The organism is Pectobacterium zantedeschiae, assembly GCF_004137795.1.
Taxonomy (GTDB): Bacteria; Pseudomonadota; Gammaproteobacteria; order Enterobacterales; family Enterobacteriaceae; genus Pectobacterium; species Pectobacterium zantedeschiae.
Genome location: NZ_NWTM01000006.1, coordinates 81,984 through 93,728, shown reverse-complemented (window position 1 = coordinate 93,728; position 11,745 = coordinate 81,984). Strand labels below are relative to the sequence as shown.

General features: G+C 47.1%; 12 protein-coding genes. 3 read left to right on the top strand and 9 right to left on the bottom strand.

What is annotated here, in order from left to right:
* Window positions 1–2: 2 nt before the first annotated feature.
* Genes tssJ through tssB form a run of 7 tightly spaced genes read right to left on the bottom strand, consistent with a single transcriptional unit; the run spans window position 3 to window position 6,928 of the window.
* Window positions 3–524: a type VI secretion system lipoprotein TssJ gene (tssJ, locus tag CLR69_RS21355; protein ID WP_129709969.1), complete on the bottom strand. Its 522-nt coding sequence runs from the start codon at window positions 522–524 to the stop codon at window positions 3–5.
* On the bottom strand, window positions 524–1,744 hold the full coding sequence (gene tagH, locus CLR69_RS21350; protein ID WP_129709971.1) for a type VI secretion system-associated FHA domain protein TagH: 1,221 nt from the start codon (window positions 1,742–1,744) through the stop codon (window positions 524–526). Before tagH ends, tssJ begins: the two co-directional genes overlap by 1 nt.
* Window positions 1,745–1,746: 2 nt before the next feature.
* A complete protein-coding gene (gene tssG, locus CLR69_RS21345; RefSeq protein ID WP_131535158.1) occupies window positions 1,747–2,745 on the bottom strand; it encodes a type VI secretion system baseplate subunit TssG in 999 nt (332 codons plus the stop codon).
* Window positions 2,709–4,475, bottom strand: coding sequence for a type VI secretion system baseplate subunit TssF (gene tssF, locus CLR69_RS21340; protein WP_129709975.1), 1,767 nt, complete (start codon window positions 4,473–4,475; stop codon window positions 2,709–2,711). Before tssF ends, tssG begins: the two co-directional genes overlap by 37 nt.
* Window positions 4,476–4,477: 2 nt before the next feature.
* Window positions 4,478–4,909, bottom strand: coding sequence for a type VI secretion system baseplate subunit TssE (gene tssE / locus CLR69_RS21335; RefSeq protein ID WP_005972060.1), 432 nt, complete (start codon window positions 4,907–4,909; stop codon window positions 4,478–4,480).
* A gap of 5 nt (window positions 4,910–4,914) precedes the next feature.
* Window positions 4,915–6,393 (bottom strand): type VI secretion system contractile sheath large subunit, encoded by a 1,479-nt coding sequence (gene tssC / locus CLR69_RS21330; protein WP_129709977.1) that lies wholly within the window; start codon window positions 6,391–6,393, stop codon window positions 4,915–4,917.
* Between the two features lie 31 nt (window positions 6,394–6,424).
* On the bottom strand, window positions 6,425–6,928 hold the full coding sequence (tssB, locus tag CLR69_RS21325; protein ID WP_010282535.1) for a type VI secretion system contractile sheath small subunit: 504 nt from the start codon (window positions 6,926–6,928) through the stop codon (window positions 6,425–6,427).
* Window positions 6,929–7,895: 967 nt separating this feature from the next.
* On the opposite strand from tssB, the gene CLR69_RS21320 reads away from it, so the two are divergent.
* Both CLR69_RS21320 and CLR69_RS21315 read left to right on the top strand, forming a co-directional pair.
* On the top strand, window positions 7,896–8,453 hold the full coding sequence (locus CLR69_RS21320; protein ID WP_129709979.1) for a kinase inhibitor: 558 nt from the start codon (window positions 7,896–7,898) through the stop codon (window positions 8,451–8,453).
* A 10-nt stretch (window positions 8,454–8,463) separates the two neighbouring features.
* Window positions 8,464–9,252: an AraC family transcriptional regulator gene (locus CLR69_RS21315; protein ID WP_131535157.1), complete on the top strand. Its 789-nt coding sequence runs from the start codon at window positions 8,464–8,466 to the stop codon at window positions 9,250–9,252.
* 13 nt (window positions 9,253–9,265) lie between these two features.
* On the opposite strand, the gene CLR69_RS23335 is transcribed toward CLR69_RS21315, so the two are convergent.
* A complete protein-coding gene (locus CLR69_RS23335) occupies window positions 9,266–9,394 on the bottom strand; it encodes a hypothetical protein (RefSeq protein WP_277950135.1) in 129 nt (42 codons plus the stop codon).
* A gap of 800 nt (window positions 9,395–10,194) precedes the next feature.
* A complete protein-coding gene (tssD, locus tag CLR69_RS21295) occupies window positions 10,195–10,494 on the bottom strand; it encodes a type VI secretion system tube protein TssD (protein ID WP_197730605.1) in 300 nt (99 codons plus the stop codon).
* A 467-nt stretch (window positions 10,495–10,961) separates the two neighbouring features.
* Here tssD and CLR69_RS21290 point away from each other — a divergent pair, with 467 nt between their 5' ends.
* Window positions 10,962–11,609 carry an EcsC family protein gene (locus tag CLR69_RS21290; RefSeq protein ID WP_129709996.1) on the top strand — a complete coding sequence of 216 codons (648 nt, stop codon included), beginning with the start codon at window positions 10,962–10,964 and terminating at the stop codon, window positions 11,607–11,609.
* The last annotated feature ends 136 nt before the right edge of the window (window positions 11,610–11,745 follow it).

The window sequence follows — 11,745 nt, the reverse complement described above, 5'->3', positions numbered from 1 at the left end:
AATTATTCTTCTTCTTGGTCTTTTTTGATTTCGACTTCATCCCGGCGCAGGTGCACGAGAATCTGATACGTTTGCCCGGTATTCTTTAGCTTGATGACTTTGCGCCACTCCGCGCTTTCCGAATCTGCATACCGCGCCACCACGCCGAGGTAGTGCACCTTTTCATCCAGTGCTTCTGGCGGCAGATATTTGAACTGCCCTGGCAAGAGCGTGTAGTCCTGATGACTGATGTAATTCTTGGCTAACGCTTTTTCGATATCCGTCGTTACCTGATCGTAATCGGTGGCTAAAAGACGCGAATCTTCCGCTAACAGAACCAGTTGGAATTCGATAGGTGCGGCTTCACCGCTGTCGTTCGGGTTGACGTCCGGTTCTGCCAGCAGGCTAAACCCCACGGTAGAAGGTTGGTGATTGTTACTGCCCACCTGGATATCAGGATTCGCCGCGACCTGCGCCATCTTGCCCAGCGTGGTACACCCTGATAACAGGAACATCAGGGAACATAAGCACAGTGCCCGCAGCATTATTTTTGCTCCTGCTGTTGGCGCACGGCACGGTCATACGCCTGCGCATACACCTGATGGAACAACTTCTGGAAACCCTGCTGGCGTGGTGACGTCAATTCACGGTAGTAGTGCTGATACATCTGCCACGCCCAGCCGTCATCTGCCGCCAGTTGTTCACCACTGCGACGATAATGCTCAAAACGGCTGAGCAGTGCGGCTGGCGAAAAGGCCTGAAGAATATTTTCTAACGCCACGGCAATCGCTTGCTGGTTTGCGATGTGATGCACCCGCACATTGTTCAACACTTCCTCCACCGCAGCGGGTGCAGACAGGTGAACCGGGCTTTTTCCTTCGGCAAACAGTACTGACAGCGTATCGGCATAGCCCAGCCCCAAACGCAGCGGGTTATCTTCAATCGGGCGTAAATGTGTGTCCGCCATCGCCGCCTGTTCCGTCTGCAATGCCAGCAGGCCTTCAACCATAGCGCGCAGACTTTTTCCCATCTCTTCCAGCATTTCACGCAGCCGCGCATCATCGCCCGGCTGAAGTGACATCCCCAGCCCACGCATCAACGGTGCCAGCGAGGTGCCGTCGCTATAGCCCTCCAGCCCTTCTCCCGCATAGTGTGTGTTGATGGTCGGTAATTCGACAAATTTCTGATCCATGGTGTCCTCAGCAGAAGAAAAAGAAGAAAGAGAGGCCGTGAGTGATTCTCCGACCGTCTCACTGTCTGATAGCAAGAGTGACTGGCTCTGTTCTTTCTGTAGCGCCCACAGCGGGTCATTCAACACGACGGTGGGGTCCGCAAGATCCGTAGAACGCCTTTTTTTATCTTCACTGAGCCAGCCGCCCAGCACATCGTCCGTGCGCTGTCCTAATACCTGATCGATATCCTGCTCCGTTGTGGGATCGCCGATGTAAACCCCCAGTCGGAAAGGCCCGATCACCAGCTCATCACCGTGCGACAGAATGACTTTGCGATCTCGTCCAATCGGCGACAGAGAGCCGTTAATAAAAGACTGGCCGCTCAGATCACACAGGCTGAAATAACCATCGGTCATGTCGATACGAGCATGTGCCGGGACCACGGAGCCCAGCCGATCCCGCAGTTGCCACTGGTCTTTTTCCGATGCGCCCAGCGTGCCACCGCGGTGATCGAACTGGTGCTGCACCTGAGAATTGATATCGAGCTGCTCACTGTTGAGCACAACCAACGTGAGTGGATGGGTTACGTTCACATTTACTCCTGCACACAAATCGTCACATAGGGATCCGTTGGCGGCTGCCCGAGAAAGCTGCTCCATCCCAACCGGCAACTTTGCTCACTTCCCAGGCTTAAGCCCTTAGCTTCGCCTTCCGCGAAACCAAGACGCAGATCCCAGGCCAACTGATCGCGAAGAATGAAAGAGACAAAACGCACCAGCGGCTGAAAATGCTCGCCATTGGGCAAAAAACTGAGAAAGCGGCTAAAGCTGAGGTTGCCAACCTTGAGCAAAAACTTGCCCGCGCAGTCATTCACTTTGTCGCCAATAACAAAATCACCGCCCAGCATCATGTTTCCTTTTCCCAAACGGTTTTGCTGCCCTTCGTGAATGGGAACACGGCGGTGCTGCCAGGCCATAACGGCCACGTCATCTAGGTCAAAACAGTGAATAACCAGACCCGCGACGACTTCCGGGGAACGGCTGGGGCTCGCCAGTACCCCGGCGTAGGAAAGCATCTTGGCGCGGTTAACTGGCAGGCTGTCGCGTACGGCGTCATTCCCTAATCCAACGAGCGCAAACATCAGGCGGGAAAATCCATCCTCCCCCTCATTCTGAAAGCGGACGTGATAGCGGTATTTCCGCCATGCGCGGTGCAACAGCGTGAGCAAGCGGTGATGGAAGAAATCAAGAAACACGCCCAGCTTCTGTTCGCCCTGCGCGTATTCCCAAGCCAGCTCTTCGAGGTAATAACCGGGCATCGGTGACTGACTGCCATGCAGCCCCAGAAACGCGACCTCCAGTTCCTGACGGCCCTCTTCATCCTGTCCCACCTGTAAAATATCGCTAGGGTGAAAACCAATAGATGCCGTAGAGCGAAAACGCAGACGCTCCTGTTCAGGGCGAAAATCCAGCTCTTGTTCCAGGTCCACGCCTTCCAGTTGATTAAGTAATTCAACTAACTGGAAAAAATTAAAGTGCGAGACATCCTGACGGAACGTCACATCATCGAGTGTTGACCTATCTGTACCGGCCATCGGTAGCGCTCCTTGTTATCGATGTTGACCACTTCCAACAGGTGGAAAGCGTTAACGCTGGCGTATAGCGAGAAGAAGTGCGCCAGCACCGTGCTAAACAGATAGAGTTCTCCCTCACTGGAAAACGCGGATTGCCGTACCGACAGGATTGATTTCAAGCCACGCACTGGCATGCCTTGAACCAGACGATCGATAGGGGTGGTTTCGATAGACTCGATACCCGCCAGACGCTTACGCGAGGCTTGCTCTGCCTGCTTATCGTGCAGCGCCGGGAAATCGTAGGTACGCAGAATCTGTACCAGCGCATCACGCCGCAACAGCGACACGTAGTTCAAGGACAGGTTGGAGATCAGCGTCCAATGCAGGCTGCCATCCATCGCAGGCCGTAACGGCCGTGTCGGCCTAACCAGATTACGAAACGTCGCGAAAGACGGTGAATTCCCGGTTGGTACACAAATCGCTCCAACGGGCAACTGTGCCGCCCGCGATCGATTGGTACAGGTCAGCGTCACCGAGATGGACTCATCCAAATCAATGACTTCTTGCTCATCGCCACGCACAAAGGAGAGCATGTGATCAAAACCGTTGCCATTGACGGCTTCTCTTACCCGGATGCGGTAATACAGCGCCAGCCGTCCTTTGGCTCGCTCGATTTGGTGCTGAAAACTCTCAAAAGGCTGATACGTGCGCGGAATGCCTCGAGAGCGACCTGAATTCCCTTCAACCCAGCCTTCAACCTTATCCACAGAGAAAATCTCAAAGCTATCAGCGTTACGATAGCTGGCTTTCAACGGATAATCCGTCTGACGTCCGCTAAGGTTGATCGGCTCACTATCATGCTGGAAAAGATTGATCGCTGGCACGCAGTTGAGCATGAAAGAATCGGGGCGGATTTTCAGTTCGGCTGGCAGCGGGCGGTCAAAACAAAAATGCAGACGGAATTCCGTTACCGTTAGTGGGAGATCCGGCCATACCGCGCCAGCGAGTTGGAAAAAGAGAAAACTTTCAGGAAAGCAAAAGTATTCCTGCAAGATGCGGTAGCCCGAATAGACATTGCCGGGGTATGGCAATAGCGCATCTTCGCGCTCAAAGCCGACTGTCTTCAGCACGCTAGCTTCCTGACGGAAGCGTTGACCATCAACTTCCAGCTCAATGTGCGACAGCTGGCTGGCGATCCAGAAATAGAGCTCGTAAGCCGTATAGGTATCACCGCCCAGATAAAAACGCAGCTTGTCGAGTTGCAGATCGCTGAGTGATAGCGGGCCATGCAGCCCAATATCCAGCGTAATCGTGGAAAGATCGTTACCGCTCTGTACCTTGATGTCGCGGATATCCGCCGGATAAATCCAGGCATCGTGGCAGGTCTGAAAATGGCAGACCACATCGTCAATCGGTAGGCTATCTAGCTCACAGCCACGTTCAACAAACGCGGGCTGCGCAATCGCGCCGGGGAGTACCGAAAACTGCATAATTGTCATGCTCGGTACGGGACGCAGGTAATTAGGCCACAGCATGCCCAGCAGACCGTGTGTCAGTTCAGGAAACTCATCCTCGATCTTTGCCCGCAGGCTCCCTGTCAAAAAGGCGAACCCTTCCAGCAAACGCTCGACGTCTGGATCCGTGGTTTGTTCTGACAAAAATCGGGTAAGCTCAGGGTGCGCCTTGGCGAATTCACGCCCTTGCAGGCGCAAGTAGGTCAGCTCATCCCTGAAAAAATGTTCCAGTGACATAATCAGATCATTCTGTAATGGCGGTGGCTATCCATATGGATATTGAAAGAGGCAACCTGCTCCAGATCTTCCAATCTGACCCGGGCGGTAACCTGAAACGACATTTCCATCGGATTCGATAAATAGTCCGATGTGTCGACATCCACATGAACAATTCGAGGTTCAAAGCGACAGATACACTGTCGGATCGCCTCCCGGATTTTCCCCCGGATATCCGCACCACCCTGCGTCGCGTCATTAAAATCAATCACGCCAAGCTCAGGTGCGCTGCGACAATTTCCAGGCCGGGTATTGAGCACGTTGTCCAGTTGACGCTTAACGGACTCGATCAGTGCTTCAACTTCCGTTTCAGGGGAGGAACGGCGTTCCTCCCCACGGATACGATCAAACAGACTTGCCGCGTTTCCCCTTTCCCAGGCAGAAAGAGACGGCATGAGTCTTATTCCTTATCTAAACGCCCTACCAGCGACAGCTCAAAGTTCGCCCCCATGTACTTGAAGTGCGGGCGCACAGACATGGTGACCTGATACCAACCTGGTTCTCCTTCTACATCCAGCACTTTGATCTGTGCGGCACGCAGAGGACGACGGCTACGAACATCTGCCGGTGGGTTCTCCTGATCGGCGATGTACTGTTTAATCCAGGTATTCAACTCACGCTCGAGATCCTGACGCTCTTTCCATGAGCCAATCTGTTCACGCTGAAGCACTTTAATGTAGTGCGCCAGACGGTTGATGATGAACATGTACGGCAGTTGCGTACCCAACTTGTAGTTGGTTTCCGCTTCTTTGCCTTCTTTGGTGTTAGGGAACACCTTCGGCTTCTGCACCGAGTTAGCAGAGAAGAATGCCGCATTGTCGCTGTCTTTACGCATCGTCAGCGTGATAAAGCCTTCTTCAGCCATTTCATATTCGCGACGATCGGTGATCAGAACCTCAGTCGGGATCTTGGCCTGAAGTTGACCCATGGCTTCATAAACATGCACTGGCAGGTCGGTAATCGCACCACCACTTTGCGGACCAATGATGTTCGGACACCAGCGGTATTTCGCGAAGCTGTCCGTCAGCGCCGTTCCCATCAAGTAGGCGGTATTACCCCACAGATAGTGTTCGTGATCGGTGCTGATATCTTCCTTGTAGTTAAAGCCCTTAATCGGGTTTTCTACCGGGTCATAAGGCAGGCGAGCCAGGAAGCGCGGCGCCGTCAGCCCCAGATAGCGACCGTCTTCAGATTCACGCAGCGAGCGCCATTTGGTGTAGGCCGGACCTTCAAAAACGGATTTCAGATCTTTGATGGAAGGCAGATCGGTGAAGCGATCCACGCCAAAGAAGGTCGGTGCAACGGAAGAGATGAACGGCGCATGCGCCATCGCGCCAACGGCACTGACATACTGCATCAGCTTGATATCTGGCGAGCTTTGCGTCAGCGCATAGTCACCGATCACGCCACCGATAGGCTGACCACCGAACTGACCATAGCCGCTGGAGTAAACGTGTTTATAGAAACCAGACTGAGAAATTTCAGGCGCGAATTCGAAATCTTCCAACAACTCTTCTTTCGTCGCATGCAACACCAAGAGTTTGATGTTTTCACGGAAATCAGTGCGATCGATCAGCAGTTTCATCGAACGCCAGGAAGATTCCAGTTCCTGAAGTTCTTTAGCATGCAAAATAACGTCAATTTGCTTGCTGAGTTTTTTGTCCAGTTCGACGATCATGCTATCGACCAGCGCTTTATTCACGGGTTCTGCTGCATTACCGCTATCAAGAATGTTAGCAACCAGCGCGGCAATACCCTGTTTAGCTACGCTATAACCTTCATCGACCGGGCTGATTCGCGCTTGAGCCATAATGTCATCAAGCAGTGATCCAGAGGCGCTGGCGGCCCCTGCCTGGGCCTGTTCTTCAATTATTGACATATTGTTTCCCTATTTCGTCAGTAAACATCAATTATTCGGCGGGTTTCACCAGATCGAGCTCTTTCAAAAGCTGCTCTCTGGCTTCTTCGCTGGACAACAGATCCTGCAAACGATTACGGAATGAGGGAATATTGCCGAGGGGGCCTTTCAGCGCGACCAGAGCCTCACGTAAATCAAGCAACTTACGTAATTCAGGCACTTGCTGGGCGATGCGATCAGGAGAGAAATCATTCAAACCGCCGATACTCAGTTTCACTGGCAGGTCGTCCTGACTTTCTTCTTCAAGGCGATTTGGCACACTGAAATTTAGTTCCAGATTTGCTTCTTTCATCACGGAGGTAAAATTGTTTTTATCGATCGATACAGTCTGACGCTCTTCGATCGGCGTTTCCTCTGTGCGCCCTTTCATATTTCCCACGATCATCAGCGTTAACGGCAATTCTATTTCCGCCTGCTGACCACCAGTAGCCGGAACATATTTGATATTAATACGTTCCTTTGGTGCAACAGATGCACCATCAGTTCCTTTTGCCATGTGTCTATACCAACGTAAGGGCACTCGAGCCCGGAGAAGTAAAGTCGATTCCTACCAAAAACCCGCCGGAATCCATAGAAACGGCAGTAATTCGGCAAACAAATAGCCTATTTGTTTTTCGACCAGCGAGATGAAATAAATTAAAATCGAATTAAAAAAACCATAATAAAACCGTAACTTTACGATTTATATCGGTGTAAAAGAGTCACACCAAGAAGGAAGTTAAATACATTCATATTTTGAGTTTGGATCATACACACAACACAAACGCATGGTCAATGCTTATATAGCAGAGCAAGTAAATAGAATCACTAAAACAAAAAACACAATAAAAACAATCAATTGAATTAACATTAAGTAAAAATATACATATAAAAACAGAATAATCCATTCTATTTCAATTAGCAGAAAAGGAATATATTTTGTGCCTTTTAATTTCGTTAAAAACGAAATACTTAACATGCTAATATATAGATCAAATTACAAACCACTCATATATTTTAATTTATAAAAACTATTTCCACTCTGTTTTTTACTTTTGGCAGAATAAACACCTAGATAACTTAAAGTAATTATTTCCTTGTTAAGAAATAAATATTAGATAGTTTGGCAATCATTGATTTTTTAATCAAAATTATTGGTTTTTTATACTATCAAAAAAAACGAAATAAGCACAAAAATCTACATCATAAAAACCAGTGGCATTTCATAACAAAAATCACCCAAGAAAGCAGTGAAATGATCTTTTAATCACCAGTTTCAGATTAAAAAATGGCAGCTATCCGGCAGGATAATCTTTCTGCCGTTACTTGAGCATCACGGCACAACGAAGAGGGAAAGAATCAACAGGGAGCAGGTCATCAGCAATACCATTGAGCGTTTCGGCACAAAATAAAATCACTTAGGCACAATACGAAATCGTAGCGGGTTTTACATTGATGTTTCCAGTTAACCAAAGGAAACACGAATGAAAAAGCACATTGCAATAGCAGTAAGCGCTCTGGTCACCGTAAGTTTCAATGTTTCAGCGGCAGCGTCTTTCAACATAAGCAGCCGTGATATTCCCAGCGATCACCGATTAATTCAAAACCAGGTATATGAGGGGTTTGGCTGCCATGGTAGCAACGAGTCTCCACAACTTGAATGGAAAAACCCGCCAGAGGGCACGAAAAGTTTTGCCATCACGGTATTTGATCCTGATGCACCAACTGGGAGCGGTTGGTGGCACTGGACCGTGGTGAATATTCCAACGCAAACGCTGAATCTTCCTACTGACTCAGGGAACCCGAATAAAGATAAATTACCAGCAGGGGTTGTGCAGGGGCGGAATGATTTCGGTTATGCTGGATTTGGTGGCGCGTGTCCACCTGAAGGGAACAAACCCCACAATTACCAATTTACCGTCTGGGCGCTTAATGTGGATAAACTCCCCATCGACAAGAATGCCAGTGGTGCATTGGTTGGCTTCATGCTAAACAGTCACGTTCTGGCGAAAGCGCAATTAACAGCAACATACGGAAGATAAAGGTGGCACGGTGCAGGAATTTCATTTTCAACACAAACACTTGACTGCTAGTGAAGTGAGTGCCAACAAAATGCATCGCCTGCATCATGTAAAGCTATTTCATCCGGCTATCTGCCATATTACCCATGGAAGTAAGATCATTATTCAAAATGATAGTCGTATAGTGGCAACACAAGATGAGTTAATCATTATTCCTGCAAATACGCCGATGGAGATCATTAATCAACCTGCGCAGGGTCTTTTTCATTCTGACGTATTGATGTTGTCGCCCGAAATTATTACGGAGTTCAAAACGCACTATCTGAAATCTTGGCCACGTGCAAAAATAAGCTCGTTATGCGCGCCGCTGAGTGATGGGCTAGTATTTATGTGGGACAACCTGCTACACGCAGTGCGCCATAATCTACCGCAAGAATTACAGAAACATCAGGCTTTCGGCCTTTTACTCGCGTTACTGCATGATGGCGTTGCAGGACCTCTTCTCATAGAGCGAAACGTTAACCTTACTGAGCAAGTGCGGCAGTTCATCTTGCTTTCACCCGCCAGGTCATGGACCGCACAAGATGTAGCCAGCCGCTTGGCATTAAGCGTGCCGACATTACGCAGACGATTACGGGAAGAATCGCAAAGTTTTCGACAAATCTTAGAAGAGGTTCGGATGTCACTTGCGCTGTCACAGCTACAGTCTACCCGATTACCCATCGGAGAAATCGCAGTACAATGTGGGTATCTTTCGAGTTCCCGTTTTACCGCCCGTTTCAGACAGCATTATGGTTGTTTACCCAAAGCACTACGTTAATGATATCCGCTTTTCAAGACAAATAGTAAGCAGTATGCCCATCAGCAAGCCAAAACAGCGGGATATTCATATCAAGCAGGCGATGAGCGACCTGTTGCAGGGAAGCACTTATTAAACCGCAAAATTCAGCGAGGCTGCTCATCCCTTCTCCAGCCAAAGCAGGTACACTGCTCATGAGAAATAGAAATGGAAATAAGTGCCAAAATAAATAGCACACTACTAATGAAACGGGAATGTATTCCGCTCACCAGTCGATTACACTACAATCTAGGCTAAGTAATCTTTTCATTCACAGATGGAATAACAATGACGAAGCAGACTTGGATGAACTGGCCGATCGTATAGTTAGAATGTTAACCACTACGGATTTTTATGAAGGGATGGGTTCTGGCATATCAGAGATAGATAAGAATTTTGGCTATCTAGCCTATGATTTTATTGATACGGATACACGGTATGCTAAATCACGAGAAATGGAAAGATTGATAAAATAGAATACAGGATTAAGTGATATGTCTACCTTCTTAAAAAAGGCATTTATTTTCACATTAAACAACATAACTATGTGTCTTTTCAGTACATGCCTCTTTTGGATTTTTTATGTTCTATTTGTTGGATATGCACCCTGGAGTGAAAAAATAGTCTATTTAGTCATTGCCATTTCCATTTTTATTGGACCAAGGAAGTTATCTGACTGGTTTTATAAAAAAGGAACATGAGTCAATAATGCTTAAAAAGTCGTTTTATTTTTTATTTAAAAACATCATATTTGCTCTTTTCAGCATATCCTTTCTTTGTATCATCTATATTTTATTGGTTGGATATGCTCCGTGGAATGAAAAGACCATGCATCTCATCATCGCCATCGCAGTCTGCTTCGGATTGGGGAGATTCTTCACATGGCTTGATGAAAAATGAATGCAGGGTCTCCCCTGCACTTGTTTAGTTCATGAATTTAGTCATTTCCCACAATGCATAACCAGACGTTCTGGCTTTGTGGTGCGCCCATGTCACATCTTTATACCTGATAGAGATATGCTCCATTATCAGACCCGCGCCATCATCAATGCCATTGCCAATCGGCGTTGACTTATCGATAGGTTTTACCAGGGTGATAGGATTATGAACAGCATGTCCGTCATTGCTCATCATATGGTTAAAAGCCAAAATCATGATTTCATCGGTATGCCCAGCCTGATATCGGTTACCGATAGATTCTAATGTGGAGCAGCCCTCAGAAATAAATCACTGTGACTTATCTTCGATAGTCATGTATGCAATTACCCATATAAATTTCCTTTTCAAGGATTTTCGCTTTGAATATTATCGTTAATGAACGATCAAGAGTATTGATTCAAATGAAATAATTAGTATGCTACTAGTATCAAATAACTTAGCGAATCGATTTGCTCATTCGTAAATTATGATGGACATTCCCCATTGACTGAGAACGAAATACCCCTAGTATAGGAGTTTAAGACGCCTCTTTTTGGTAGTGAGGATGAGCCTTATGATACGTTTGTTAAAACGTATTTAAAGCACTATAAGCATCAAAAGATGAATTCAATAAAATCCGGTAGAAAAAGAAGATTAGAAATAACGACATGCGGCAAGAGAACAAAGTGTAATAACACTAATTTAAATATAAATAAAATCATATTTTTTCGATAAAAATATGATTTTAACATTTATTTCAATAGGATATTGACATGACTGAAAAGCTTAACGAAGGTAAAATCATGCAAGCTCTAAATTGGGCTTACGATAAAGCATTAGATGGTACTATTCCGGGAACAGATTCATCTTACGATATGGCTGAAAACTACCTGAAGGGGGAAGGAGATTTATCGAATAAGGTTAATTCTCTGGTTAGATGGCAAAACACTAAATCTGCCACTACCGGGTTTGTATCTGGGCTTGGCGGTATTATCACTATGCCGGTTGCAATTCCAGCAAGCATTGCAACCGTGATTTATGTCCAGATTCGCATGATAACAGCAATAGCTATCATGGGAGGATATGATGTTAAAGATGATCGCGTTAAAGCGCTAGTTTACTCCTGCCTGGCTGGCAATGCAGCAAAGGACATCCTTAAAGGAACAGGAATAGTTATTGGCTCGAAGATGTCCACGCAGTTAATTAAGAGCATATCAAAAGAAACGATTATCGCTATAAACAAGCGGGTTGGTTTTAGACTGCTAACTAAATTTGGTGAAAAAGGTGTGATCAACTTAGGTAAAATGATTCCACTCGTAGGCGGCGTTATCGGCGGAACGTTTGATGGTATTTCAACTAATATCGTAGGTAATATTGCCAGAAAAACCTTCATCGAAAGTAGCGCTATAAACGAATTGTAAGAATGTCTCTGTATGTTGAGCATGTGACATGCTTAATCATATTTTTGATACCCCAGAAATACTAACCTTCTGCACTACTACGGACGTTACTCCCAGCGCAACGTCCGTTGCTGCTCTTAGCAGCCCTTCAGACTGA

What these genes read in the sequence shown, in the direction of transcription:
- tssJ (WP_129709969.1), bottom strand. Translation starts at nt 524, where the DNA reads ATGCTGCGGGCACTGTGCTTATGTTCCCTGATGTTCCTGTTATCAGGG.
- tssG (WP_131535158.1), bottom strand. Translation starts at nt 2,745, where the DNA reads ATGGCCGGTACAGATAGGTCAACACTCGATGATGTGACGTTCCGTCAG.
- tssF (WP_129709975.1), bottom strand. Translation starts at nt 4,475, where the DNA reads ATGTCACTGGAACATTTTTTCAGGGATGAGCTGACCTACTTGCGCCTG.
- tssE (WP_005972060.1), bottom strand. Translation starts at nt 4,909, where the DNA reads ATGCCGTCTCTTTCTGCCTGGGAAAGGGGAAACGCGGCAAGTCTGTTT.
- tssC (WP_129709977.1), bottom strand. Translation starts at nt 6,393, where the DNA reads ATGTCAATAATTGAAGAACAGGCCCAGGCAGGGGCCGCCAGCGCCTCT.
- tssB (WP_010282535.1), bottom strand. Translation starts at nt 6,928, where the DNA reads ATGGCAAAAGGAACTGATGGTGCATCTGTTGCACCAAAGGAACGTATT.
- CLR69_RS21320 (WP_129709979.1), top strand. Translation starts at nt 7,896, where the DNA reads ATGAAAAAGCACATTGCAATAGCAGTAAGCGCTCTGGTCACCGTAAGT.
- CLR69_RS23335 (WP_277950135.1), bottom strand. Translation starts at nt 9,394, where the DNA reads ATGAGCAGCCTCGCTGAATTTTGCGGTTTAATAAGTGCTTCCCTGCAA.
- CLR69_RS21290 (WP_129709996.1), top strand. Translation starts at nt 10,962, where the DNA reads ATGACTGAAAAGCTTAACGAAGGTAAAATCATGCAAGCTCTAAATTGG.